Source organism: Paraburkholderia sp. Cpub6 (assembly GCF_014201065.1).
Lineage (GTDB): Bacteria > Pseudomonadota > Gammaproteobacteria > Burkholderiales > Burkholderiaceae > Paraburkholderia > Paraburkholderia tuberum.
Genome location: NZ_JACHDM010000001.1, coordinates 77,266 through 102,604, shown reverse-complemented (window position 1 = coordinate 102,604; position 25,339 = coordinate 77,266). Strand labels below are relative to the sequence as shown.

19 protein-coding genes are annotated in these 25,339 nt (G+C 66.7%); 10 read left to right on the top strand and 9 right to left on the bottom strand.

Translation table 11 applies throughout. From position 1 onward, the window contains the following. The first annotated feature begins 167 nt into the window (after nt 1–167). The 3 genes from pgl (at nt 168) to HDG33_RS00505 (ending at nt 3,856) form a co-directional block, all read left to right on the top strand. Entirely contained in the window at nt 168–884 is a 717-nt protein-coding gene (pgl, locus tag HDG33_RS00515; RefSeq protein WP_090803460.1) for a 6-phosphogluconolactonase, read from the top strand. After that, on the top strand, nt 862–2,778 hold the full coding sequence (locus HDG33_RS00510; RefSeq protein WP_184021104.1) for a bifunctional transcriptional regulator/glucokinase: 1,917 nt from the start codon (nt 862–864) through the stop codon (nt 2,776–2,778). Before pgl ends, HDG33_RS00510 begins: the two co-directional genes overlap by 23 nt. A gap of 151 nt (nt 2,779–2,929) precedes the next feature. Continuing rightward, the gene (locus tag HDG33_RS00505) at nt 2,930–3,856 is read left to right on the top strand and encodes a bestrophin family protein (protein WP_184021100.1); all 927 of its coding nucleotides are present in this window, start codon (nt 2,930–2,932) and stop codon (nt 3,854–3,856) included. Nucleotides 3,857–3,887: 31 nt separating this feature from the next. Here HDG33_RS00505 and HDG33_RS00500 read toward each other — a convergent pair whose 3' ends face one another. The 5 genes from HDG33_RS00500 to apbC form a co-directional block, all read right to left on the bottom strand. Next, nucleotides 3,888–4,634 (bottom strand): lysozyme inhibitor LprI family protein, encoded by a 747-nt coding sequence (locus HDG33_RS00500; RefSeq protein WP_409258967.1) that lies wholly within the window; start codon nt 4,632–4,634, stop codon nt 3,888–3,890. A 2-nt stretch (nt 4,635–4,636) separates the two neighbouring features. Next, entirely contained in the window at nt 4,637–6,922 is a 2,286-nt protein-coding gene (locus HDG33_RS00495; RefSeq protein ID WP_184021094.1) for an arginine/lysine/ornithine decarboxylase, read from the bottom strand. A 90-nt stretch (nt 6,923–7,012) separates the two neighbouring features. Further along, nucleotides 7,013–7,582 (bottom strand): dCTP deaminase, encoded by a 570-nt coding sequence (gene dcd / locus HDG33_RS00490; RefSeq protein ID WP_008924193.1) that lies wholly within the window; start codon nt 7,580–7,582, stop codon nt 7,013–7,015. Nucleotides 7,583–7,792: 210 nt separating this feature from the next. Continuing rightward, entirely contained in the window at nt 7,793–8,329 is a 537-nt protein-coding gene (locus tag HDG33_RS00485; protein WP_090803451.1) for a superoxide dismutase family protein, read from the bottom strand. 130 nt (nt 8,330–8,459) lie between these two features. Further along, nucleotides 8,460–9,548: an iron-sulfur cluster carrier protein ApbC gene (gene apbC, locus HDG33_RS00480; protein ID WP_184021091.1), complete on the bottom strand. Its 1,089-nt coding sequence runs from the start codon at nt 9,546–9,548 to the stop codon at nt 8,460–8,462. A 340-nt stretch (nt 9,549–9,888) separates the two neighbouring features. Here apbC and HDG33_RS00475 point away from each other — a divergent pair, with 340 nt between their 5' ends. Further along, entirely contained in the window at nt 9,889–10,542 is a 654-nt protein-coding gene (locus HDG33_RS00475; RefSeq protein WP_184007820.1) for an OmpA family protein, read from the top strand. Between the two features lie 408 nt (nt 10,543–10,950). Next, nucleotides 10,951–13,083: a methionine--tRNA ligase gene (gene metG / locus HDG33_RS00470; RefSeq protein WP_184021088.1), complete on the top strand. Its 2,133-nt coding sequence runs from the start codon at nt 10,951–10,953 to the stop codon at nt 13,081–13,083. A gap of 98 nt (nt 13,084–13,181) precedes the next feature. Here metG and HDG33_RS00465 read toward each other — a convergent pair whose 3' ends face one another. Together HDG33_RS00465 and HDG33_RS00460 are read right to left on the bottom strand one after the other, a co-directional pair. After that, on the bottom strand, nt 13,182–17,519 hold the full coding sequence (locus HDG33_RS00465) for a translocation/assembly module TamB domain-containing protein (protein ID WP_184021085.1): 4,338 nt from the start codon (nt 17,517–17,519) through the stop codon (nt 13,182–13,184). 45 nt (nt 17,520–17,564) lie between these two features. Then, nucleotides 17,565–19,418 (bottom strand): autotransporter assembly complex family protein, encoded by a 1,854-nt coding sequence (locus tag HDG33_RS00460; RefSeq protein WP_184021082.1) that lies wholly within the window; start codon nt 19,416–19,418, stop codon nt 17,565–17,567. Nucleotides 19,419–19,685: 267 nt separating this feature from the next. On the opposite strand from HDG33_RS00460, the gene HDG33_RS00455 reads away from it, so the two are divergent. The 4 genes from HDG33_RS00455 to panD all read left to right on the top strand — a co-directional run bounded on the left by HDG33_RS00455 (nt 19,686) and on the right by panD (nt 22,379). Then, complete coding sequence (locus tag HDG33_RS00455) at nt 19,686–19,871, top strand: DUF3460 family protein (RefSeq protein WP_184007962.1); 186 nt, start codon at nt 19,686–19,688, stop codon at nt 19,869–19,871. A 20-nt stretch (nt 19,872–19,891) separates the two neighbouring features. Further along, nucleotides 19,892–20,815: a ScpA family protein gene (locus HDG33_RS00450; RefSeq protein ID WP_221311250.1), complete on the top strand. Its 924-nt coding sequence runs from the start codon at nt 19,892–19,894 to the stop codon at nt 20,813–20,815. Nucleotides 20,816–21,098: 283 nt separating this feature from the next. Beyond that, a complete protein-coding gene (gene panC, locus HDG33_RS00445; protein WP_184022806.1) occupies nt 21,099–21,932 on the top strand; it encodes a pantoate--beta-alanine ligase in 834 nt (277 codons plus the stop codon). Between the two features lie 60 nt (nt 21,933–21,992). Beyond that, on the top strand, nt 21,993–22,379 hold the full coding sequence (panD, locus tag HDG33_RS00440; RefSeq protein ID WP_018431692.1) for an aspartate 1-decarboxylase: 387 nt from the start codon (nt 21,993–21,995) through the stop codon (nt 22,377–22,379). A 45-nt stretch (nt 22,380–22,424) separates the two neighbouring features. Here the strand turns inward: panD and HDG33_RS00435 are convergent, their stop codons facing one another. Continuing rightward, on the bottom strand, nt 22,425–23,063 hold the full coding sequence (locus HDG33_RS00435; RefSeq protein WP_018419705.1) for a ParA family protein: 639 nt from the start codon (nt 23,061–23,063) through the stop codon (nt 22,425–22,427). Nucleotides 23,064–23,306: 243 nt separating this feature from the next. Between HDG33_RS00435 and HDG33_RS00430 the strand changes: the two genes are divergently transcribed. Next, nucleotides 23,307–23,726 carry a PaaI family thioesterase gene (locus HDG33_RS00430; protein WP_184021079.1) on the top strand — a complete coding sequence of 140 codons (420 nt, stop codon included), beginning with the start codon at nt 23,307–23,309 and terminating at the stop codon, nt 23,724–23,726. 59 nt (nt 23,727–23,785) lie between these two features. Here HDG33_RS00430 and HDG33_RS00425 read toward each other — a convergent pair whose 3' ends face one another. Further along, nucleotides 23,786–25,312 carry a cobyric acid synthase gene (locus tag HDG33_RS00425; protein WP_184021076.1) on the bottom strand — a complete coding sequence of 509 codons (1,527 nt, stop codon included), beginning with the start codon at nt 25,310–25,312 and terminating at the stop codon, nt 23,786–23,788. Between the last annotated feature and the right edge of the window lie 27 nt (nt 25,313–25,339).

Genomic DNA, 25,339 nt, shown 5'->3' with positions numbered 1-25,339 from the left:
GCGCGATGAACACCTTGGCGCGCGGGCGCCGGCAACACCACCGACGAACTGAACGGAGTCGCGCCGGTATCGCGTCATGCGTTTGCAGGCCACCCGCCTTGCAGGCATCGTGCGAGAGCAGTCAGGCTGATTCCGCAGACCTAACAAGAAAGCAGCACGGAGGAGAAGTGATCGAGCTTCACGCTTTCGACGACCAGCGCGCCCAATCCGACGCGCTGGCGAAAGCGGTGGGCGACGCGTTACATGCGTCGCTTGCCGCACAGGCGGCCGGCACCGGCACGTCAACCCCGCTCGCGCGCCCGGCCATGCTGGCGGTGTCCGGCGGCAGCAGCCCGCGTCCGTTCCTGCAAACGTTGTCGACGCAGACGTTCGACTGGCCCCGCATCGCGATCACGCTGGTCGACGACCGCTGGGTGCCGGAGACCGATAGCGCGAGCAACGCGCAGCTCGCGCGCGCCACGTTGCTGCAGAACGCGGCGCAACACGCGACCTTCTGGCCGCTCGTCGACACCACCCAGGATCTGCATTCGCACGTCGCCGCGCTGAACGCGGACGCGCGCTTCGCCACGGCGCCCGACGTCGCGGTGCTGGGCATGGGCGAAGACGGCCACACCGCGTCGATCTTCGCCGATGCGCCCGAATGGGATCACGCGATCAACACGACCGAGCGTTTCGTCGCCGTGCATCCGGGCGCGGCGCCGCACGCGCGCGTGAGCTGGTCGCTGTCCGCGCTGAAGGACGTGAAGCATCTGTTTCTGCTGATCGCAGGGCCGCGCAAGATGGACGTGCTCAACGCCGCGTCCGCCGCGCTACAAAAAAATGCCATCTCGCAGCTGGCAAACGACAAGGGAGTGAGACTCGATGTCTACTGGTGTGCAAACTAAAGCTGTGCCGGGCGCGGTCCAGCACGCCGATGGACCGAGGCTGCTGGCCGACATCGGCGGTACCAATGCGCGTTTCGCGCTCGAGACGGGCCCCGGCGAAATCGGCTCGGTGCAGATCTATCCTTGCGCCGACTACCCGAGTGTCGCCGACGTCATCAAGAAGTATCTGAAGGACACGAAGATCGGCCGCGTCAATCACGCGGCGATCGCGATTGCGAACCCGGTCGACGGCGACCAGGTCAGCATGACCAATCACGACTGGACCTTTTCGATCGAAGCGACGCGCCGCGCGCTCGGCTTCGACACGCTGCTCGTCGTCAACGACTTCACCGCGCTCGCGATGGCGCTGCCCGGCCTCACCGACATGCAGCGCGTGCAGGTGGGCGGTGGCCAGCGCCGGCCGAACAGCGTGATCGGCCTGCTCGGCCCCGGCACCGGCATGGGCGTGTCGGGCCTGATCCCCGCCGACGACCGCTGGATCGCGCTCGGCAGCGAAGGCGGCCACGCCACCTTCGCGCCCGCCGACGAGCGTGAAGATATCGTGCTGCAGTACGCGCGCAAGAAGTGGTCGCACGTGTCGTTCGAACGCGTGGCCGCGGGTCCCGGCATCGAGGTGATCTATCGCGCGCTCGCGGGCCGCGACAAGAAGCGCGTGCCGGCCAGCGTCAATACGGCCGATGTGGTCAAGCGCGCGCTCGAAGGCGAGCCGCTCGCGGCCGAATCGGTCGACGTGTTCTGCGGCATTCTCGGCACCTTCGCCGGCAATATCGCGGTGACGCTCGGCGCGCTCGGCGGCATCTATATCGGCGGCGGCGTCGTGCCACGCCTCGGCGAGTTCTTCGCGCGTTCGTCGTTCCGCCAGCGCTTCGAGGCGAAGGGCCGCTTCGAGGCGTATCTGCAGAACGTGCCGACCTATGTGATTACCGCCGAATACCCGGCGTTCCTCGGCGTATCGGCGATTCTGGCGGAGCAGCTGTCGAACCGCGCGGGCGGCAGCTCGTCGGCGGTGTTCGAGCGGATTCGCCAGATGCGCGACGCGCTGACGCCGGCCGAGCGCCGCGTCGCCGAACTCGCGCTGAACCACCCGCGTTCGATCATCAACGATCCGATCGTCGACATCGCGCGCAAGGCCGACGTCAGTCAGCCGACCGTGATCCGCTTCTGCCGCTCGCTCGGCTGCCAGGGGCTGTCGGACTTCAAGCTCAAGCTCGCGACCGGTTTGACCGGCACGATTCCGGTCAGCCACAGCCAGGTGCATCTCGGCGACACCGCGACCGACTTCGGCGCGAAGGTGCTCGACAACACCGTGTCCGCGATTCTGCAATTGCGCGAGCATCTGAACTTCGAGCACGTGGAACGCGCCATCGACCTGCTGAACGGCGCGCGGCGCATCGAGTTCTACGGACTCGGCAATTCGAACATCGTCGCGCAGGACGCGCACTACAAGTTCTTCCGCTTCGGCATTCCGACCATCGCGTACGGTGACCTGTACATGCAGGCGGCCTCGGCCGCGCTGCTCGGCAAGGGCGACGTGATCGTCGCGGTGTCGAAGTCGGGGCGCGCGCCCGAGCTGCTGCGCGTGCTCGACGTCGCGATGCAGGCCGGCGCGCAGGTGATCGCGATCACGTCGAGCAACACCCCGCTCGCGAAGCGTGCGACGGTCGCGCTGGAAACCGATCACATCGAGATTCGCGAGTCGCAACTGTCGATGATCTCGCGCATCCTGCACCTCGTGATGATCGACATTCTCGCGGTCGGTGTGGCGATTCGGCGCGCGGTGCCGAGCGACGACGTCGCCGAGACGGTCGAGAAAGCGCGCGAAGGCGCCGACGACGACGCGACGGCCGTGCTCGACTGGCTCAGTCACGGCGCTGCTTCGTCGGCGCGCGACTGAGCCTCCGTTAGCGGCTGTCCCGAGCCGCTTGCAGTGAACGAATCCGCGGCGTGTGCATCGTCTTCGATGCGCCCGCCGCGGGTTTTCCTGTTTGGGGACGCGAAAAGCGACCGATAATAGGCGCTCTATCTCCTGGCCGAAGCGCTTTGCCATGATCATCCGCCCGCATCTCCACTGGTTTCACATGCTGCTCGCGTGGCGCGGCTCCGTGCTGCCGCAGTTGCTGCCGCGGCTCCTGCTGATCTTCTTCATCTCGATCATTGCGCTCGCCGCACACGATCATCTGCTGCCCGTCAGCCTGAACCTGAACTCGATCGCGCCGTTCTCGCTGGTCGGCATTGCGCTCGCGGTGTTTCTCGCCTTTCGCAACAACGCGAGCTACGACCGCTGGTGGGAGGCGCGCAAGCTGTGGGGGCAGTTGCTCAATGAGTCGCGCTCGCTGACGCGCCAGGCGCTGACGCTGCCGTCGCGCGAGTTGCCCAAAGAAGAAGCCGCCGCGTTTCTGGCGATACTGAGCGCGCTCCCGCATGCGCTGCGTCATCAGTTGCGCAAGACCGAACCGCGCGACGACCTTGCCGCGCGGCTGCCCCGCGCACTGTTTGAACGTGTGATTGGATCGCGCTACAAGCCAGCCGCGCTGTTGCTGTGCCTCGGCGAATGGGTGCAGCGCTCGGCACGCGCGGGGGCGCTCGATCCGATCGCGGTGCTCGCGTTCGACCGCAATCTGAGCGGGCTGTCGGATGTGATCGGCGGGTGCGAGCGCATCGCGTCGACGCCACTGCCGTTCGCGTATTCGGTGATGATCCACCGCACCGTGTACTTCTTCTGCGCGTCGCTGCCATTCGGACTCGTCAATAGCATCGGCATTTTCACGCCGGTGTTCGCGGTGTTCGTCGCGTACACGTTCATGGCGCACGAAGCGATCGCGTCGCAGCTCGAAGAACCGTTCGGCACCGACGACAATGACCTCGCGCTCAACACGATGTCCGCGATGATCGAGGATGCCATGCGCGATCTGCTCGGCGAGCCGGCGCTCGCGCCGCCGCAGCCGCGCGAAGACCGTTATCAATGGGATTGAATGCGCGGTGGGCCGCGCCGGTCGGCGGCCGTCAGTGGTTGCCGGCCGTTTCGGAGAGCCGTTTGATCGTCGCGACGCGCGCGCCGATGATGTCGATACGCCCGTGCTCGTCGACGAGCCGCGTCGACGCCCTCAGATACGCGCTCCACGCGCGTTGTGCGTGCACGAGCGTCGGCCGCGATTGCGCCGGCATCTTCGATTCGAGCACACGATAGTAGCGCTTCAGATCGAACATCGCGTGTTCGCAACGCGCGTCGGCGTTGCAGGCGCGCGGCCGGCGCGGCGCCGGACCGTTCGCATCGGCGAGCGCGCTGCGCAGCGCGAGCGCGCGGTCGCGCACCGGCTGCAACTGCATGTCGGCTTCGGAAAGCACGTACGTCGAACCTCGGGTCGTGGCGAAGACCGCGACAAGCAACTGCTTCTCGGCATCGCGCGACGCGAGCCAGCTCGACTGGCTCCTTTCCCACAGCCTGCGCGACGCGGGCGGCAGCTTCGCGAGCAACTGCTGGTACGCGTTGTCGACCGCGACCTTCCAGCCGATGCGCGCAGCGTCCATGCACTGCACCTGCCCCATCGTCGTCGACATGTCGGCGCGCGCGAGACACGCGCGCATCGACGCGTCGATCGGATCGGCGGCGGCCACCTCGGCATGCGCCGCCGGACTCGCGATGCCGCCGAACACCGCCGTGCCGGCCGCCAGCGCGAAGGCCAGCACGCCGGCCCCGCGCCGCCAGCGGCCGATCGCTGCCAGGCCCGGCAGAAACGTCACCCACCCCATCGTCAGATGCGCACGCAATCGACGAAGTATTCGATGCGCCCGTTGACCATTTCGCCGACGAGCCCGTGGATATCCGTATGGAAGCCCGGGAAGCGCTCGTTGAACTCGCGCGCGAAACGCAGATAGTTGACGATGGTCCTGTTGAAACGCTCGCCCGGAATCAGCAGCGGAATGCCCGGCGGATACGGCGTCAACAGGATCGACGTGACACGGCCTTCGAGCTCGTCGATCGGTACCCGATCGATGTCGCGGTGCGCGAGCTTCGCGAACGCGTCGGAGGGCTTCATCGCCGGCTCCATGCTCGACAGGTACATCTCGGTCGTCAGACGCGCGATGTCGTTCGCGCGATACACGCTGTGGATCTGCTGGCACAGGTCGCGCAGGCCGACACGCTCGTACATCGGATGATGCTGCACGAACTCGGGCAGCACACGCCACAGCGGCTGGTTGTTGTCGTAGTCGTCCTTGAACTGCTGCAGCTCGGTCACCATCGAGTTCCAGCGGCCCTTCGTGATGCCGATCGTAAACATGATGAAGAACGAGTACAGGCCCGTCTTCTCGACGATGATGCCGTGCTCGGCCAAATACTTCGTGACGATCGCGGCCGGAATACCGGTTTCGCCGAAGCCGCCGTCCATGTCGAGACCCGGCGTGACGATCGTCGCCTTGATCGGGTCGAGCATGTTGAAGCCTTCGGCGAGCGGGCCGAAGCCGTGCCATGCGTCGTTGGGACGCAGCATCCAGTCGTCGCGCGAGCCGATGCCTTCCTCGGCGAACTGGTCCGGGCCCCACACCTTGAAGAACCAGTCGTCGCCGTATTCGGTGTCGACCTTGGTCATCGCGCGACGGAAGTCGAGCGCTTCAGCGATCGACTCCTCGACGAGCGCGGTGCCGCCCGGCGCTTCCATCATCGCCGCGGCCACGTCGCACGACGCGATGATCGCGTACTGCGGGCTCGTCGACGTATGCATCAGATACGCCTCGTTGAAGCGATGCTTGTCGAAGCGGCTGTTCTTCGAATCCTGCACGACGATCTGCGACGCCTGCGAGATGCCGGCGAGCAGCTTGTGCGTGGAGTGCGTCGCGTACACCATCGCGCCGATGCGCGGACGGCCCGCGCCGATGGCGTGCATGTCCTGATAGAACTCGTGGAATTCGGCGTGCGGCAGCCACGCTTCGTCGAAGTGCAGCGTGTCGAGCCATTCGCCCAACATCTCCTTGATCATCTCGACGTTGTAGATCACGCCGTCGTAGGTGCTTTGCGTGATCGTCAGAATGCGCGGCTTCAGGTTCGGGTTCTTCGCGAGCGCTTCGCGCGCGAACGGGTTCGCCTCGATCTTCTTGCGGATGTTCTCCGGTTCGAACTCGCTGCGCGGAATCGGGCCGATGATGCCGAAGTTGTTGCGGGTCGGCCTCAGGAACACCGGGATCGCGCCGGTCATCGTGATCGCGTGCAGGATCGACTTGTGGCAGTTGCGGTCGACCAGCACGATGTCGCCCGGCGCCACCGTGCCGTGCCAGACGATCTTGTTCGAGGTGGAGGTGCCGTTGGTCACGAAGAACACGTGGTCGGCGCTGAAGATGCGCGCGGCGTTGCGCTCCGAGGCCGCGACCGGACCGGTATGGTCGAGCAGCTGGCCCAGTTCGTCGACCGCGTTGCAGACGTCGGCGCGCAGCATGTTCTCGCCGAAGAACTGGTGGAACATCTGGCCGAGCGGGCTCTTCAGGAACGCGACGCCGCCCGAGTGACCCGGGCAGTGCCACGAGTACGAACCTTCTTCCGCGTACTGCACCAGTTCCTTGAAGAACGGCGGCGCCAGCGAGTCGAGATACACCTTCGCCTCGCGGATGATATGGCGCGCGACGAACTCCGGCGTGTCCTCGAACATATGGATGAAGCCGTGCAGCTCGCGCAGGATGTCGTTCGGCAGATGGCGCGAAGTGCGCGTTTCGCCGTACAGGAAGATCGGAATATCGGCGTTGCGGCGGCGCACTTCGGTCACGAACGCGCGCAGCGCGACGATCGCGGCGGCAAGCTCGGGCGTCTCGCCTTCGACGACTACGTTATCGACGTACGGCAGCAGCTCGTCGTCGTCGATCGACAGGATGAAGCACGACGCGCGGCTCGACTGCTGCGCGAACGAGGTCAGATCGCCGTAGCTCGTCAACCCGAGCACTTCCGCGCCTTCTTTCTCGATGGCTTCGGCCAACGCCCGGATGCCGGAACCCGAGATGTTCTCGGAGCGGAAATCTTCGTCGATGATGACGACGGGGAAACGGAACTTCATGGGCGATTCTCCAAAAAGAAAACGACCGCTGCGTTACGTAAAAAGCGCAGCGGTCACCCGAATAACTGGTGGGTCAAGACGCTGCCGGCGTCACGTTTTCGGCAACGTGACGCCGTGCTGACCTTGATACTTGCCGCCGCGATCCGCGTACGACGTTTCACAAATCTCGTCGCTTTCGAAAAACAGCACCTGGGCGACGCCTTCGTTCGCGTAAATTTTCGCAGGCAAAGGTGTCGTATTCGAGAATTCGAGCGTGACGTGGCCTTCCCATTCCGGCTCGAACGGCGTCACGTTGACGATGATCCCGCAGCGCGCGTAGGTCGATTTGCCGAGGCACACGGTCAGCACGCTGCGCGGAATACGGAAATACTCGACCGTGCGCGCGAGCGCGAACGAGTTCGGCGGGATGATGCAGACGTCGCCCTTGAAATCGACAAACGACTTCTCGTCGAAGTTCTTCGGATCGACGATCGTCGAGTTGATGTTGGTGAAGATCTTGAATTCGTCGGCGCAGCGGATGTCGTAGCCGTAGCTCGAGGTGCCGTAGCTGACAATCTTCCGGCCGTCTTCGGAGACGCGAACCTGATCGGGCGCAAACGGCTCGATCATCTTGTGCGACTCGGCCATGCGCCGGATCCACTTGTCGGATTTGATGGTCATAGGTGAGAGCTGCTCGACGTGAATATCAGGTGTGACGAAAGATAGATGAAAACGGCCGGCGGCGCTTCGGCGCCCAGCCGGGAAAGGCCGCTTATTTTACGCGATCACGGAGACGCTGCCGCAGATAGCGCGAGGCGCGCCCGATGAAGGGGGTCCGCCGACTGGCACGACGCCGTTGCGGGACGGGCGCGGCGAAAGCGCGCTCGCGCTTCACTGCTGGCGAATCACGCCGCAGGCGATCGCCGCGCCCGCGCCATGCTGAGGGTAAGCGTAGGGATCGGTCGCATCGCGATGGAGCAGTACCGCGCGCTGCAGCACCGAGCGGATGCCGTCGAGCGACACGTCCGGCGCAACGATGAAGCCGGTGGCCACGCCGTTCGCGTCCGCATGGATGTTGCCGAGATCGCCCTCGACGCGCGCGCCGGCCTTGAGCCGTTCGGCCGCCGGCGAAAACACCGGACCGGCGCTGGAGCCGTCGGCGGCGTTGCAGTCGCCGCGCTCGTGCACCTGCAGCGCGTGGTCGCTATTGGGCGGCAAGCCCGTGAGATTGTAGGTGACCTGGACGCCGTCCGAGCGCTCGATAAAGGTCACGAGACCGTGCGCCTGATTGCCCACGGTGGGCAGCAGTTGCGCGTCGGCGCGCTTTTCCTGTGGTCTCAGGAATACGCCACAGCCGCTCAACAGCACACAGCCGGCAGTCAGGACGATGAACGCATGTACCGCGTGCCCGTCGATTCGTTTTCCCATGCGATCCTCTTGTCGGCCTGGCGGCCGCCCCTGCGGCCGCCGAGCCGAACTCGTGAAGTCGACATGATACCGCGAGAGCTCGTGAAAATAGGGATCGAGATCGCCCCTAATCCCTCGCCCGAACGGCCGCTCAGGTGTTCTGCACGACGATGTTCGGAAACTTCGAGCTCATGTCGCGCGCGCGTTCGGCGATATGCACCGCGACCTTGCGCGCGATCGAGCGATAGAGCTCCGCAATGCGCCCGTTCGGGTCCGCGACGACCGTGGGACGGCCCGAGTCGGCCTGCTCGCGGATCGTGATGTCGAGCGGCAGGCTGCCGAGCACGTCGACGCCATACTCCTTGCCCATGCGCTCGCCGCCGCCGGCGCCGAAGATGTGCTCCTCGTGCCCGCAATTCGAACAGATGTGCAGGCCCATGTTCTCGACGATGCCGAGAATCGGGATGCCGACCTTTTCGAACATCTTGAGGCCCTTCTTCGCGTCGAGCAGCGCGATGTCCTGCGGCGTCGTGACGATCACGGCTCCCGTAACCGGCACGCGCTGCGCGAGCGTCAGCTGGATGTCGCCGGTGCCCGGCGGCATGTCGACGATCAAATAGTCGAGTTCGTGCCAATTGGTCTGGCGCAGCAGCTGTTCGAGCGCCGAGGTCGCCATCGGGCCGCGCCACACCATCGGGTTGTCCGCCTCGATCAGGAAACCTATCGAGCTGGCCTGCACGCCGTGGCCGGTCATCGGGTTCATCGATTTGTCGTCGGGCGATTCGGGGCGACCCTCGATGCCGAGCATGGTGGGCAGCGACGGGCCGTAGATGTCGGCATCGAGAATGCCGACCGCCGCGCCCTCGCTCGCGAGCGCGAGCGCGAGATTCACGGCGGTCGTGCTCTTGCCGACGCCGCCCTTGCCCGAGGCAACCGCGACGATGTTCTTCACGCCGGGCAGCAGTTTCACGCCGCGCTGCACGGTGTGCGCGGCAATCTGTTGCGAAACCTCGACGCGCACGTTCGCGACGCCGGGCACCGCGCGCAACGCGTCGGCGAACCGCTGGCGGATCGCGTCGAACTGGCTTTTCGCCGGGTAGCCGAGCGTCACCTGAAGGTTGACCGCGTCGCCCTCCACAACCACGTTGCGGATGCTCTTCGCGGCCGCGTACGGCGCGCCCGTGTTGGGGTCAGTGACGGCCGCGACGGCGGCGTCGACCAAAGCCCGATCGATACTCATTGATACTCCGTGGGGAAGAGGTGCGGCGCGGCGAGATGGACCGATCGGCCACGCAGCGGAATTTGCAAGAAATTGTTATGCGGCATTGCGAAAATCGAATGTGCCGGGCACCCTTCGGGGCACGCGGGACGCCGTAGGGTCGCATCGCTGTGTGTTTCAGGCACTATTGTAGTGTCTGACGGCACACGGTGCCCGAAGACCCTTCTTCGCTGTAGGACCGCGCGAAGCAAGGCGCAGGAATCGTTCCCGAACTTTCTGAGTGGTCGGTGCATTGCCGTAATGTTCGCTGCATAGACTGACCGCTACCCGCTGGCTTATTCGCACTCGAAAGGAAACCAAAATGAATGCAAGAATCATGACTCGCGTGGCCGTATTCGCCGTGGCCGGCTCGCTGGTGGCAGGCTGCGCAACCCAACAGGGCACCAACACAGCAGTCGGCACCGGCGTGGGCGCTGGTGCCGGCGCGGCGATCGGCGCGATCTTCGGCGGCGGCAAGGGCGCGGCGATCGGCGCGGCCACCGGCGCCGCGGTGGGCGGCATCACCGGCTACAACTGGGACAACATCCGCAACCGCATGTCGGGCGCGACCAAGGGCACCGGCACGCAGATCACCGAGCAACCGGATGGCTCGCTCAAGCTGAACATCCCGAGTTCGGTCACGTTCGACACCAGCAGCTACGCGATCAAGCCGTCGTTCGCACCGGTGCTCGACCAGCTCGCGCAGACGCTGCAGCAGAATCCGGAAGTCGTCGCGTCGGTCGTCGGCCATACGGACAGCACCGGCTCGCTGCAATACAACGAGACACTGTCGGTCAATCGCGCGCAGAGCGTGACCGGCTATCTGGCGCAACGCGGCATCGCGCCGCAGCGCCTGTCGGCCACCGGCATGGGCCCGAACCAGCCGATCGCCGACAACAACACTGAAGCCGGCCGTGCGGCCAACCGTCGCGTCGAGATCTATCTGCGCGCCACGGCCCAGCACGCGACCCAATAAGGGCAAGTCTCAAGGAGAAGGCGCCGCCGGGCCGGCCGGGCGTCTCAGCCGCACGCGCCCGGCTTGCGGGCGGGACGAGGCGCCGGACCGGTTTGTCGACGGATCGAAAAAAATTTCGAACTCTGCGGAAAATCCGCGGTCTGTCTTTACGGTACGTGGCTGGCGAAGCCATCACGTCACCATTCTCCTCTTGTCGTTGTTGCTCCGGGGTTTATCGACCCCGGTTTTTTTTTGCCCGCGCGGTTTTGCACCCCGCTTCGCCAGGCATCGTTCCTGGCTGTCCCCCACCGCAGCGCCCGCCCCCATCCCCCTCTGTTCCGCGCGTCCAGCCCGCCGCGCCCGGTCCGCGTGCGGCGTGCGCCCTGCTAAAATCACCGTTTCGTCCCACCGCAGGCACCCCCGATCCTTATGTCAGCACCCGCCACCGACCTCCCAGCAGGCGCGCCGCCCGGCCGCCGTCAGATTCTCGTCACGTCGGCCCTTCCTTACGCGAACGGGCAGATTCATATCGGCCATCTGGTCGAATATATCCAGACGGACATCTGGGTCCGGGCGCTGCGAATGCACGGCCACGAGGTCTACTACGTCGGCGCAGACGACACGCACGGCACGCCGGTGATGCTGCGCGCGGAACAGGAAGGTCTGACGCCGAAACAGCTGATCGATCGCGTCTGGCTGGAACACAAGCGCGACTTCGACAGCTTCGGCATTTCGTTCGACAACTACTACTCGACCGACTCCGACGAAAACCGCGTGCTCAGCGAAAACGTCTACCTCGCGCTGAAGGAAGCGGGGCTGATCGACGCGCGCGAGATCGAACAGGCGTACGACCCGGTCAAGGAAATGTTCCTGCCGGACCGCTTCATCAAGGGCGAGTGCCCCAAATGCGGCGCCAAAGACCAGTACGGCGACAGCTGCGAGGTCTGCGGCTCGACCTACCAGCCCACCGAGCTCGTCAATCCGTACTCGGTCGTCTCGGGCGCGACGCCGATTCGCAAGACCTCGACGCACTACTTCTTCCGCCTGTCCGATCCGCGCTGCGAGAACTTTCTGCGCGCCTGGGTCGGCGGCCTCGCGCAGCCGGAAGCGACCAACAAGATGCGCGAATGGCTCGGCGACGCCGGCGAAGCCAAGCTCGCCGACTGGGACATCTCGCGCGACGCGCCGTACTTCGGCTTCGAGATTCCGGGCGCGCCCGGTAAGTATTTCTACGTGTGGCTCGACGCGCCGGTCGGCTACTACGCGAGCTTCAGGAACCTCGCCGAAAAGCGCGGCCTCGACTTCGACGCGTGGGTCCGCAAGGGCTCGACGGCCGAGCAGTACCACTTCATCGGCAAGGACATCCTGTATTTCCACACGCTGTTCTGGCCCGCGATGCTCGAGTTCTCGGGCCATCGCACGCCGACCAACGTGTTCGCGCACGGCTTTTTGACGGTCGACGGCGCGAAGATGTCGAAGTCGCGCGGCACCTTCATCACCGCGCAAAGCGTGATCGACACCGGCCTGAATCCGGAATGGCTGCGCTACTACTTCGCGGCCAAGCTGAACGGCACGATGGAAGACCTCGACCTGAATCTCGACGACTTCCAGGCGCGCGTGAACAGCGATCTGGTCGGCAAGTACGTGAACATCGCGAGCCGCGCGGCCGGCTTCCTGATCAAGCGCTTCGACGGCCGCGTGCAGGACAGCGCGATGCATCATCCGCTGCTCGGCACGCTGCGCGCGGCGCTGCCGCAGATCGCCGCGCACTACGAGGCGCGCGAGTACAGCCGCGCGCTGCGTCAGACCATGGAGCTCGCCGACTCGGTCAACGCCTACGTCGATACCGCCAAGCCCTGGGATCAGGCGAAAGACCCGGCCAACGCGGTCGCGCTGCACGAGACCTGCAGCGTCAGCATCGAGGCGTTCCGTCTGCTGTCGCTGGCCCTGAAGCCGGTGCTGCCGAAGCTCGCCGAAGCGGTCGAGGCTTTCCTCGGCATCGAGCCGCTCGTGTGGGCCGACGCCACCGTGCCGCTCAGCTCGGCGCGCCCGATCAACGCGTACAAGCATCTGATGACGCGCGTCGATCCGAAGCAGATCGAGGCGCTGCTCGCGGCCAATCGCGACTCGCTGCAGGCCACGCCGGAAGCGGCGCCGGCCGACGCGAAGGCCAAGGCGAAGGCCCACGCCAAGGCCGTCGCCGCGAAGGAAGAAGAGGCCGGCATCATCACGATCGACGACTTCGCGAAGGTCGATCTGCGCATCGCGAAGATCGTCGACTGCAAGGCGGTGGAAGGCTCGGACAAGCTGCTGCAACTGACGCTCGACGTCGGCGAAGAGAAAACCCGCAACGTGTTCTCGGGCATCAAGTCCGCGTATCAGCCGGAGCAGCTGATCGGCAAGCTGACCGTGATGGTCGCGAATCTGGCGCCGCGCAAGATGAAGTTCGGCATGTCCGAGGGCATGGTGCTGGCGGCATCGGCGGCGGACGAGAAGGTCGAACCGGGCCTCTACGTGCTTGAGCCGCATAGCGGCGCGAAGCCCGGCATGCGCGTGAAGTAACGCGCGGCGCCTTTGGGCGCCTCGCCCCACCTCGCCGCAGGCAGGTATGACGAAAACGGCACGCTTCCAGGCGTGCCGTTTTTTTTATGTTGCCCGCGTCACCACGAGATCCGGTCGAAGCGCCGCGTGTACAGCACGTCGGCGCCATAGAACGTGCCGCCATACACGACCAGCGACCAGTATCGCGTCAGATTGATCGTCGCCTTGATCGCATTGCTCGCCGACTGCAACCCCTGCTCGTAGCCGATCACGAGCCGCTCGTTGATCGCCTTCGACACCATCACGACTTGCGGATCGGTCAGGCCGACGTCGCTGCGGCCGATCGAAAACTCGTCGAGCCCGACGGTCTGCGCGATCCGCTGACCCGTCGCGCTGCCGAGCAGCGCGAGCGCGGTCGTCATCGTGCTCTGCTGGCCGAGGTTGTTGCCCTGGTCGGTGCCGTGGCCGAACAGCAGCCACGACAGTTTTTCGTTGTCCGGCACGCTTGGCTCCGACACGAGCCGCGCGACCGGCGCCTGCAGCGTGCCCGTTACCTGTACGCCGGCCTCGACCTGCTGGTTGCGGCGCATCGCGAGAATGTTGATGCCCGGATTCGTGACCGGCCCGTTGAACGTGAAGAAGCCGTTCTCGATTGCGAGCTTGCGGCCGAATTCGGTGTAGGTCGAACCCGGCGTGACGCGCACGTTGCCGACCGCGCGCAGCGGCGTATTCGGCGCGCTCGTCGCGGTGATCGTGCCGGCGAGGCCGAGATCGGCGCCCTTCCCACGGAAGCGGAAGTCGTTGCCGAGGCCGATCTCGATGTTCGCGCGTGGCGCGAACGGGCTCGCCGGCGGCTGGCCGCCTTCGCTCGGACGCGGCCGGCCGCCCGAGCGCGTGCCGTCCGGGCGGATGATCACGACGTCGTCGCCGAGGCTCGGCGCGGCCTGCTCGGGCAGATCGAACCGCGCGCTGTCGACCACGAACTTGCCGTCGATCACGGGGCCGCGCTCCACGCCGCCGTTCGAGATGTTCGCTCTGCCCGACAGCGACAGATGGCGGTCCGGCGACGCGAACACATCGAGCTTGTCCGCGACGATGCTCGCGGCCATGTCGGGCTCCGAGCTGTCGAGACGCACGCGCCCAGTCGCGCGCAGCGTGCCGCTCGCGCCGTGGAACTCGACCTGCTGGAAGTCCACAGTGTTCTGCGACAGCGCGATGCGCACGACCCCGTCCTTCAGTTGCACGCCCTGGCTCACGACCGTCGCGGACAGACCGTCGCCGGTCAGCGAGCCGGTCACGTTCGGTTTCGCGACCGTGCCGCCGAGCGCGAGCTTCAGCGCGAGACGGCCGTCGAGCAGATAGCTGGGGCCGAGCAGGCCGCCCGTCGTGCGCAGCGACGGCACGTTCGCGTTCACGTTGCCCGACAGCGCGCTTTGCGGATCGACGCTCAACATGCCGTCGCGCAGCACGAGCGGCGTGTGCGCGTCGGCATCGATCACGCCGACGCGGCTCGCCTGCGCATGCACGGTCGCATTGAGCCGGTTGCCGCCGGTGAATTCGGCGCGCGCGCGGATGTCGCCAATGCCCATCGACGAGAGCCCGCGGCCGATCTCGACCGTCACGTCGCCGCTGCGCCGGCGCAGCTCGATGTGGCCGCTCGCCGTCGCGCCGAGCGAGAAGTCCCAGTCGCCGTCGAACACGAGGTCGGTGCGCACGGCGGGCGGCTCGCCGGTGATCTGGTGACGCAGCTCCTGCAAGTGCGCGAGCGACACATCGGTCAGGCTGCCGGCCGACTGGATGCGGCCGTGATCGAACGCGAATGACTTCAGGCTCAGCACCGAGCCTTCGATCGTCAGGCGCGTCGCGCCGAGCGTGAGGTGCCCCGGCCCGGCGCTGAGCGCGAGCGGCGATTCGAGATTGAGCGCCGGCGTGCCGCGATTTTGCAGACGCGTGACGGTGCCGTCCCAGCGCGAACCGTCGCGCGTGTCGGTCAGCTTGCCGTTGGCGGCGAGCGTCAGATCGAGCGGTCGGTCCTGCAGCTTGCCGGTCGCGGCGGCTTCGAGCGTGTGGTTCGCGCGTGTGCCGGACAGGCGGGCGGTCAGCGTGGCGAGGTCGACGCCGCCCGCGTTGACATTGCGCGCGTCGGTCGTGAACGCGAGCGCGCCGTTCGCGCCGTCGCGCAACTCGGCGTGGCCTTCCGCATGGCCGATGCGGTTGCTCGCGAACACGACGCTGTCGGCCTTGTAATTCAGCGTGACGTTCGGATGCGCGAACGAGCCGGTAATGTCGCCGTCCGCGGCGACCGCGCCCGCGAGGCCGAAGCCCAGCCGATCGAGCTGCGGCGCGTCGATGCCGAAGCGCAGCCGGTCGCCGGCCGCGCCGAAGCTGCCTTGCAGATTCACCCGGTTGCCCGCCACCGAAAGATTCGCGTGGCTCGGCAGGATTCGCGAGCCGGCCAGCTGGATCATGCCGCCGCCCGTGAGCGGCAGGTCGTTGTAGACGCTCGGACCGAGCGTGAATTCGGCGCGCGTCGTGAAGACCGGCGCGAGCACACCTGCTGCCGTGACCGTGGCGTTCACGCGCGCCTCGATCCTGCGCGCTGGCGGACCTGCATGCGCGGCTGCGCGTGGCGCAGGGCCCGCGCGATGCGCGGGCGGTGGCGTCCTGCGCTCGAGCACTTCGGTCTGCGCCGCGGCCTGCGCGGTGTTCTTCACGATGGCGGCGGCCTGATCGCCGGGCGCCGCGCTCTTCGCGCCGGCGGTGCTGCCCACGAGCGCCGCGGCTTGCGCTTGCCGCTCGCGTTGCGCGCCGCTCGCGGCGGACGCGCCGGATGTCGTGACAGGCGTGCGGGCGGGCATCTGCGAGGTCAGCGACAGCGGATCGAAATCGGTCAGTTGCGCCTTCAGGTTGTAGGTCGAGTTCTCATCGTGCTTCAGCGCGCCCGATAGATCGATGCGGCCACGGCCCGACGTGACGCGCACGTCGTTAAAGCTGATGCGTGCGGGGTCGAACGTAATCTTGCCCTGGGCGCGCAGCGCGGCGGCGGGGTCGGCGAGATCGAGCGTCAGGGTCTGGATGTCGTCGTTTAGGCGGATGCCGATCGGGCCGGACAGTTGCGTCGGCCGCACGGTCGCCTGCAGCGCGTTCAGGTCGAGCCGCGCGACGCTCAGATCGAGCCGGCCGTACCGGCCGCTCAGCGCACCGCCGCCGGTGAGCGTCGCGTTGCGCACGAGCCGCACGTTCAGGTTCGAGATGCTCTGCGTGTGGGCGTCGAGGCGCACGTCGGCGTTCGCATCGATCAGCGGCAGCAGTTTCTGGTCGATTGCGCCGGGTTTCGCGTTGACGATCGAGACATGGCCGGCGACGGCGAAACCCGCCGCCGGTTTGGCCGGCGCGTGGTGGTCGCCGAAGATGTGGTGCGGATGGTTGGCGGCCGACGGTTTCGCCGCGCTGGCTGTGCCAGGCGCGGTCGCCGCGCCCTGCTCGACCGGCTGCAGCTCCGCGCGCACCGCCAGATCGGCCAGCGGCGCACCCGGCGCGAAAGCCTGCGGATTCACATGATCGAAGCTCAGCGTCGCGCGCTGCAACGGCACCGCGGCGAACGGCGCCGCTTCGAGCCGCGCGTGGCCGGCGAGCTTCATGCCGCTCGCATCGAGCTCGGCGACGAGCTGCTCGAGCGTGCCGCTCAGGTGGCCGGCCACCTGCACCGCTTCATCGTTGACCTTGCCCGCATAACCGACTTCGCCGGTGAGCGGAAACGGCCGCACGCCATCGAGTTTCGCCGCTGCCGTCAGCGCCCCGAACGGCGTATCGAGCCGATCGATCGCGGCCTCGTGATGACGCCCGTCGCTGCGCCCATGAAACGCGAAGCTGGACAGCTCCGTCGTCGACGCGCCCTGGTGCAGCAGCAGCCGCTCGACCTGCACGTCGCGGATCTCCAGCTGCATCGGTAGCTGCAGATCCTGCGGCAAGCTCAGCGGCTCGCTGGTGCTCGCCGACGACGGGCCGACGCGCGCCTCGATCGTGCCGACGTGCAGGTAGTCGATCGTGAACCGCCACGGCTCGCGCGCGAGCACCCAGCGGCCCGCGACGCGGTCGATCTCGATGTCGGTGCCGCTGCCGTCGAGGCTGCGCCAGCGCACGTCGCGCAGTTGCACGCCGCGCGCGAGCGTGCCGCCGTCGAGCGTGCCGGCGAGCCGGCCGCCGAGCAGCTTCACGGCCGCGTGCCACGCGTACGCGGTGCCGCGCTCGGTCGTCAGCGCCCCGTACAGCAGACCGAGCGCGAGTGCGGCGAGCAGTACCAGCATGACCACCGTGCCCACGACCGACTTCAGCAGCAGCCGGCCCCAGCGCCGTTTCGGCGGCGGCGTGTCGGGCGGCTGCTGCCCATCCGGCGGTCCTGGCGGCATGGCGCCGGGCGGCTGCGCGGGGGGCGGGGCGGTGACGTCGGTGGTCATGCGTGAATACGGTGGCAAATAAGGTAGTGGGTTGTCGTCAAAACGTCAGAACGCGATGCCGAGTGTGATATACGGCCGCACCCGGTTATCGCGGATCCCGTAAGCGACATCGAGATTGACCGGGCCGACCGGGCTGCGCCAGCGCGCGCCGACGCCGGCGCCCGGATAGAAAACTTTTTCGCCCCAGGTGTCGGTCGCGGTGCCGACGTCGAAGAACACGGCCGCGCCCCAGTTGTGCGAGAACCAGTGCTGGTATTCGGCCGCGCTCGTCACCAGGTACTTGGTCGGCAGGATCGAGCCGGCGACGTTGTTACCGATGCTCTGGAAGCCGTAGCCGCGCACCGAGTTCGAGCCGCCCGCGCGGAACAGCAGCGACGCCGGAATGCCCCTCGAGCTGCCGCTCGTGAATACGCCGCCGAGTTCGGCGCGGATCAGCACGATGTCGTCGACGCCGATCGGGAAATACTGCTGGCCGCGCGCGTAGCCGCGGATGAACGACTGGTCGGCGAGCAGACTTTTCACCGCGAAGCCCGCCTCGACGTGGATCAGGTTGCCGCGGCGCGGGAACAGCGGGTCGTCGGTGTCGCGCCGCGTCCACGACCACCCCGGCACCAGCGCGTGCGCGCGGGTCGGCGGCGCCGCGTTCTGGTCGAGCTTATCGTCGTAGAACAGCAGCGAATAGCTGTAGTCGAGGAACTGCGACGTGCGCGAGCGCTGCACGCCGCCGCGGATGCTGTAGATGCGCGTGTCGGAGACGTCGGTGGTCGTGTACGACGCGAGCACGCTATTGGTCCACCCGTGCTGGCCCGGCGGCATCGACAGCTGGATCTGCCCGTATTGCTGCGTCTTGTCGGCGCGGCCCTCGACCGTGAACGGCCACGCCGCGCCGAACGTGTTCAGATACGTGTAGCCGCCCTGCACGAGCGGGCCGTTGTCGGTCGAATAGCCGACGCCGCCGCGGAAGCTGTGATACGGAAACTCCGACACCTTCACGTGCACCGGCGTGTCGAGCGGCTTGGCGGGGTCGTTGTCGAGGTCGATCGCGACGCTCGCGAAGTACGGCGTGTTCTGCAGTTGCCGCTGCAGTTCGGCGACAGTGCGCGTGTCGTAGATGTCGCCCGGCGAGATCGGATTGACGTTGTGGACGATGCGCTCCGGATAGCGCTTCGTGCCCTGCACGTCGAGTTGGCCCATCGTGAAGGTCGGCCCGCTGTCGTAGATCACCGACAGCTTCGCCGTGTTCGTGCGCGGATCGATCAGCGCCTCCGAGTGGTAGATCTTCGCGGCGAGGTAGCGGCGCGATTGCAGCTCGCGCAGCGACGCGTTCTTCGCGTCGTCCCAGGCGCCCTGCGAGAACGGCTGGCCCTCGTGCAGCGAGAACGCGAAGCGCGTCGCGTTTTCGCGCGATGGGTCTTCGGTCAGCACCGCGCCGCGAAACGACAGATCGACCGACGTGACTTTGGTCTGCGGGCCCGGCTCCACGCGCACGGTGACCTGCCGCAGGTTGTCGACGGTGCGCACGTCGGTGCTGACGAGCGGCGAGAAATAGCCCTGCGTCGCGGCGAGATCGCGCACCTGCTGTGGCGTCGCGGTGATCAGGAACGAGAACTGGTCGTCGGTGACGTCGGGCCGCTTCGCGAAACGCGAGATATCGAGGTGCTGTTCGAGCAGCCGGCGCAGCGCGCGCGGCTCGGCGACCACCTCGACCTTGTAGCTCGGTGCCTTGCTCGCCGCGTGAGCCTTGCCCGCGGCGAGCAGCAACATCAGGAGGCCGAGGCCGATGGCGAGCGACACACGCAGCCACCACCGCGCGAGCGCCTCGCGCTCACGCGCGCGCCCGCGCGCCTGGCCGGTCTCGCCGCGCAACGCACGCGGCATGTCGATCGTACCTCCCGCCAAACAGGACCTCCGGCCTCAATGAGTGAATTCTCGCGCCCCGGCCGCGCATGCGATCGAGGCATGCTATTTGACCACAACGCGACCCCGATCGGCCTGTCTCGTGCCCCTGGCGGAGCTCCGCGCTTCATCTCAAAAATGGGCGGCCCGCGGCGATTTTCGACCGCCCGCGACGCATGCGGTAAAATCGCGGACGACGGCGCCCTCCCCGCGGCACCGCGCAGCGGCCAGCCCGAGAGCCGCCACCCTACCCACCACGGACGTCGAGCCATGTATCAATCGGACATCACCCAGTTCCTGAACCAGCTCAAGCAACAGAAGCCCAATCTGGAGGCCGAGCAACGCAAAGGCCGCGCACTGCTGTGGGACAAACAGCCGATCGATCTGGAAGAGCGCGCCGAGCAGAAAACTTCGCGCGTGCAGCAGACGCCTTACTCGTACTACCAGAATTTCTAAGCTCCCCAGTCACGCCGACGATGAGTCACGCTGACGAGGTGCATGGTCCGGTTCACGGTCCGGTTCACGGCCCGATACACGGCCCGGTTCACGGCCCAGCGCCGGCACCGTCCGACACCGCGCTTTCCACGCCCGCCACCGATTCGACGCCCGACACGGTCGACGGCGTCGCGTTCGCGCGTCTGTACGGCGAGCCGCTGTTCAAGCTGCCGAACGACCTGTACATCCCTCCGGACGCGCTCGAGGTATTCCTCGAGACCTTCGAGGGGCCGCTCGACCTGCTGCTGTACCTGATCCGCAAGCAGAACTTCAACGTGCTCGACATCCCGATGGCGGATGTCACCGTGCAATATCTCGGCTACGTCGAGCAACTGCGCAAGACCAATCTCGAACTCGCGTCCGAGTATCTGCTGATGGCCGCGATGCTGATCGAAATCAAGTCGCGCATGCTGCTGCCGGTCAAGAAGGCCGACACCGGCGAGGAAGCCGAAGACCCGCGCGCCGAACTGGTGCGCCGCCTGCTCGAATACGAGCAGATGAAGCTCGCCGCGCAACGCATCGACCAGTTGCCGCAGCTTGGGCGCGATTTCCTGCGCGCCGAGGTCTACATCGAGCAGAGTGTCGCCCCGCGCTTCCCGGACGTGAACAGCGACGACCTGCGCGCCGCGTGGGCCGACGTGATCAAGCGCGCGAAGCTGGTCCAGCATCACAAGATTTCGCGCGAGGAGTTGTCGGTGCGCGAGCACATGAGCCTGATCCTGCGGCAGTTGCAGAATGCGCGCTTCATCGAGTTTTCCGATCTGTTCGACACGAGCCGCGGCGTGCCGGTCGTCATCGTGAATTTCATCGCCGTGCTCGAGCTGTGCCGTGAATCGCTCGTCGAAATCACCCAGGCGGAGCCGTTCGCGCCGATTTACGTGCGGCTGGCGTATCTGCCGGCCTGAGCGCCGAATGACGGCCGCTTGACGGCCGGACCGCGGCCGGACCGTGGAAATCTCGCTACGAACACCGTCGCAGCGAAGCTTGGCAGGCCTCAGCGGGGAGTGCGCGGCAAGCTCGTCGCGCGCCGCTCGGAAGTGCCGCCGCGTTTGGGTGCGTCCGCTGCCCAAATCCACTACAATCCGCGCTCCGAACCCGTCATTTGCCGGTGAGGCGATGACCCGCGCGATTCCGCCAGGTGTCGCGCCAACCGGATCGCGCGCCGCGCGAGCCTATCCCTGTCCGATCATGAAAGTCATCAGCTCGATCCATGAATTGCGCGACCAGTTGCGCGGCCAGAATCGCACGGCCTTCGTGCCGACGATGGGCAACCTGCACGAGGGCCATCTGTCGCTGATGCGCCTCGCGCGCCAGCACGGCGACCCGGTCGTGGCGAGCATCTTCGTCAACCGCCTGCAGTTCGGCCCGAACGAGGATTTCGACAAATATCCGCGCACGCTCGAAGCCGACATCGAGAAGCTGCAGAAGGAAGGTGTCTACGTGCTGTTCGCGCCGACCGAAAGGGACATGTATCCGGAGCCGCAGGAATACCGCGTGCATCCGCCGCACGATCTCGGCGACATCCTCGAGGGCGAATTCCGCCCCGGCTTCTTCCACGGTGTGTGCACGGTCGTGATGAAGCTGATGTCGTGCGTGCAGCCGCGTGTCGCGGTGTTCGGCAAGAAGGATTACCAGCAGCTGATGATCGTGCGCCAGATGTGCCACCAGTTCGCGCTGCCGACCGACATCGTCGCCGCCGAAACCGTGCGCGACACCGACGGCCTCGCGCTCAGCTCGCGCAACCGGTTCCTTTCGGCCGCCGAACGCGCCGAGGCGCCGATGCTGGCCGCCGAACTCAATCGGGTGCGCGACGCGGTGCTCGCGGGCGAGCGCGACTTCGCGAAGCTCGAAGAGTCGGCCAAAGCGACGCTCGCGGCGCGCGGCTGGAATCCCGATTACATCGCGATCCGCAAGCGCTCGAACCTGATCGCGCCCGGCGCGCAGGACGCCAGCGCACCGCTCGTGGTGCTGGCCGCCGCGAAGCTCGGCGCGACCCGGCTCATCGACAACCTCGAAATCTGACGCCGCAACCGCCCGCGCGAACACAGTTACACTGCGCAGTCACACAGGATTGGATTGATCATGCAACGCAATATGCTGAAGTCGAAGATTCACCGCGTCGCAGTCACGCACTGCGAGCTCCACTACGAGGGCTCGTGCGCGATCGACGAAGATCTGCTCGAAGCGGCGAACATCGTCGAAAACGAGCGTATCGACATCTGGAACATCAACAACGGCGAGCGCTTCTCGACGTACGCGATCAAGGGCGAGCGCGGCAGCGGCATGATTTCGCTGAACGGCTCGGCCGCGCGTCGCGCGCAGCTCGGCGATCTGGTCATCATCGCGGCGTTCGCGGTGGTCGACGAGGCGGAGTTGAAGGCGGGCTGGAAGCCGGACCTCGTGTTCGTCGATGAAAACAACAAGATCAAGGGCAGCCGCGACCACGTGCCCACGCAGGCCTGGAGCTGAGCGAAGCTCGGCTTGACGCTTGACTGATGGCGGGCAGCCCCCGCCTCAGCCCTTCTTCCCCGCGCCGTTCGTCCACTCGACGATCGGCTGCCACTGCTCCAGATCCTTCTCCACACGGCTTTTCGCGACGTCCCACAGCGTCAGGCCGTGCGCCGCGAGCTGCACGTAGTTCTGCGTGTCGCGCAGAAAACCGAGCACCGGCAGCTTCAATCCCTCGACGAAGCGATGCAGCTGCTCGGCCGAGCGCGTGCGCGCATCGACGCGCATGCCGACCACGCCGACCTCGATCGCGCCCTTCCTGACCGCCTTTTCCTTCGCCAGCCGCTCGAGAAATTCCTGGGTCGCGAGAATATCGAACAGCGACGGCTGCAACGGCACGATCACCTTGTCGGCGAGATCGAGCGCGATGTTCAGGCGATTGCCGTGCAGGCCGGCCGGCGTGTCGACGACCGCGTGCTCGAGGCCTTTCGGCGGCTTGGCCGGCGTGTCGGGATTGACCTCCCAGGTTTCGATGTTCGGCAGCGTGGCGGGCCGTAATTCGAGCCACGCATGCGCGGAGTGCTGCTTGTCGAGGTCGGCCAGCGCGACCCATTCGCCCGCCGCGGCGAAATAGCCGGCCAGATTGGTCGATATTGTGCTCTTGCCCACGCCGCCCTTCGGATTCGCCACCACGATCACCGACATGAAATCTCCCGGAAAGAAGGCTGGACACCGCCAGCCGGTTTGCCGCGCTATTGCTCCGTCCCCGCCGATCCGCTGTGACCGGCGCCGGCGGGCTCCACGATCGCTGCCGTTCGAAGTTCGGTTTCCAGGGACGCCCGCCGGTCCAGGCGTTGATAATATCGACAAATTCAGCGCGGCCGAAGCCCCCGCATCGCGAATCGGCCGCTCCAACCCGCCGTTTTTTTCGACAAGGACCTGAATCTCATGAGCAAACTGCGCCCGGAATACACCGTCGAACGCCTGCTGGAGCGCCAGAAGGGCACGCTGCCGGACCTGCTGGGCCTGCGCGTGCTGACCGTGGACCAGGGCACGCTGGTCGCCGAACTGACCGTGCGCGAGGCGCTGCTCGCGCCGAACGGCTTCCTGCACGCGGCCACGGTGATCGGCCTCGCCGACACCGCGTGCGGCTACGCGTGCATCGCGCATCTGCCCGAAAACTCGCGCAACTTCACGACGATCGAGCTGAAGAGCAACTTCCTCGGCACCGCGACGCAGGGCACGATCCGCGCGGTCGCGAAGGGTGTGCACCTTGGGCGCAGCACGCAGGTCTGGGACGCGACGGTCACCGGTCCGGATGATAAGACCATCGCGCTGTTTCGTTGCACGCAGATGGTGTTGTACTGAGCGAACCGCCCGCGCAGCAATTGCGTTCAAGCCGATGAAGGAGGCCGGCGCAAAGCGTGTCACCCCAGCGCCGCGAACAGCCTGCGCATATCGACGTGCCCGGCCAGCGTATCGGCCAGCCGCTCCAGCGACGCCTCGCGCAACGCCGGATAGTCGAGCGCTTCGGCATCGCTCAAACCCGCCCATGCGAGCAGCGCCGCGCACGCGGCCGGCGTGTCGAACAGGCCATGCACGTAGGTCGTGAGAATCTGGCCATCGGCGGACATCGCGCCATCGGGACGGCCAAAGTCCGCGCCGCCCTCGTGCGGGCCAGCGTGGTCGAGTCGCAGCGCCGGCGTGTCCAATGCCGGCCCGCGCGTCTCGCCCATATGAATCTCGTAGCCGGCGACGTCCGGCGTGCCGGGCAGCGCGAGGCGCCCGGTCACATTCTTCAGCGTCTTGTCGCGCGTGAGCACCGTCGCATAGTCGAGCCAGCCGAAGCCCGCGAAGGTGCCGGGTGCGCCCTCGACGCCATGTGGATCGGCGATCTCGCGGCCCAGCATCTGCATGCCGCCGCAGATGCCGATCACGCGGCCGCCGTAGCGCAGATGCCGCGCGAGCACGTCGTCCCAACCCTGTGCGCGCAGAAACGCGAGGTCGTCCGGCACGTTCTTCGAGCCCGGCAGGATGATCAGATCGGCGGCCGGCGGCGGCGTACCCGCGCGCACATAGTGAAAATCGACCTGCGGATGCGCGCGCAACGCGTCGAAGTCGGTGTGATTGCTGATGTGCGGCAGCACCGGCACGACCACGCGCAGCAGACGGCGCGAATCAACGCTCGCCGCCGCGCGCAGCTCGGGCGGCAGCATGTCCTCGGCGTCGAGCGTCAGGCCATGCAGATACGGCACGACGCCGAGCACCGGCTTGCCGGTCTTCGCTTCCAGCCAGTCGAGCCCGGGCTTCAGCAGACCGATGTCGCCGCGAAAGCGGTTGATGATGAAGCCGCGCACGCGCGCCTGCTCGCTGTCGGACAGACACGCGAGCGTGCCGGTCAGATGCGCGAACACGCCGCCGCGATCGATGTCGGCGACCAGCACGACCGGGCAGTCGACCGCCTCCGCGAAACCCATGTTCGCGATGTCGCGCTCGCGCAGATTGATCTCGGCCGGACTGCCCGCGCCTTCGACGAAAATCGTGTCGTACGACGCGCGCAGCCGCGCATACGACTCCAGCACCGCCTCGAACGCGACCGGCTTGTAGTCGTGATACGCGCGCGCGTCGAGATTGATGCGCGCCTTGCCGTGGATGATCACCTGCGCGCCGCGATCGCTGGTCGGCTTCAGCAGCACCGGGTTCAGATCGGTGTGCGCGTCGATGCCCGCGGCGAGCGCCTGCAATGCCTGCGCGCGGCCGATCTCGCCGCCGTCGACGGTCACCGCGCTGTTCAACGCCATGTTCTGCGGCTTGAACGGCGCGACCCGCGCACCCGCGCGCCGCGCGAGGCGGCACAGTCCCGCAACCAGCGTGCTCTTGCCCGCGTCGGACGTGGTGCCCTGGATCATCAGCGTGCCGCGCGGCACGGGCAGGGTGTCGGGAGGAATGGTCATTCGGGTCACGGCGGTGCAGGTGGAAGA

Excerpts from the sequence above, each read along its gene's own strand:
- HDG33_RS00450 (WP_221311250.1), top strand. The coding sequence starts at position 19,892 with ATGAGTCACGCTGACGAGGTGCATGGTCCGGTTCACGGTCCGGTTCAC.
- HDG33_RS00505 (WP_184021100.1), top strand. The coding sequence starts at position 2,930 with ATGATCATCCGCCCGCATCTCCACTGGTTTCACATGCTGCTCGCGTGG.
- HDG33_RS00430 (WP_184021079.1), top strand. The coding sequence starts at position 23,307 with ATGAGCAAACTGCGCCCGGAATACACCGTCGAACGCCTGCTGGAGCGC.
- HDG33_RS00455 (WP_184007962.1), top strand. The coding sequence starts at position 19,686 with ATGTATCAATCGGACATCACCCAGTTCCTGAACCAGCTCAAGCAACAG.
- HDG33_RS00425 (WP_184021076.1), bottom strand. The coding sequence starts at position 25,312 with ATGACCATTCCTCCCGACACCCTGCCCGTGCCGCGCGGCACGCTGATG.
- panC (WP_184022806.1), top strand. The coding sequence starts at position 21,099 with ATGAAAGTCATCAGCTCGATCCATGAATTGCGCGACCAGTTGCGCGGC.
- HDG33_RS00435 (WP_018419705.1), bottom strand. The coding sequence starts at position 23,063 with ATGTCGGTGATCGTGGTGGCGAATCCGAAGGGCGGCGTGGGCAAGAGC.
- HDG33_RS00510 (WP_184021104.1), top strand. The coding sequence starts at position 862 with ATGTCTACTGGTGTGCAAACTAAAGCTGTGCCGGGCGCGGTCCAGCAC.
- dcd (WP_008924193.1), bottom strand. The coding sequence starts at position 7,582 with ATGACCATCAAATCCGACAAGTGGATCCGGCGCATGGCCGAGTCGCAC.
- apbC (WP_184021091.1), bottom strand. The coding sequence starts at position 9,548 with ATGAGTATCGATCGGGCTTTGGTCGACGCCGCCGTCGCGGCCGTCACT.
- HDG33_RS00485 (WP_090803451.1), bottom strand. The coding sequence starts at position 8,329 with ATGGGAAAACGAATCGACGGGCACGCGGTACATGCGTTCATCGTCCTG.
- HDG33_RS00465 (WP_184021085.1), bottom strand. The coding sequence starts at position 17,519 with ATGACCACCGACGTCACCGCCCCGCCCCCCGCGCAGCCGCCCGGCGCC.
- HDG33_RS00495 (WP_184021094.1), bottom strand. The coding sequence starts at position 6,922 with ATGAAGTTCCGTTTCCCCGTCGTCATCATCGACGAAGATTTCCGCTCC.
- metG (WP_184021088.1), top strand. The coding sequence starts at position 10,951 with ATGTCAGCACCCGCCACCGACCTCCCAGCAGGCGCGCCGCCCGGCCGC.
- HDG33_RS00475 (WP_184007820.1), top strand. The coding sequence starts at position 9,889 with ATGAATGCAAGAATCATGACTCGCGTGGCCGTATTCGCCGTGGCCGGC.
- panD (WP_018431692.1), top strand. The coding sequence starts at position 21,993 with ATGCAACGCAATATGCTGAAGTCGAAGATTCACCGCGTCGCAGTCACG.
- HDG33_RS00500 (WP_409258967.1), bottom strand. The coding sequence starts at position 4,634 with ATGGGGTGGGTGACGTTTCTGCCGGGCCTGGCAGCGATCGGCCGCTGG.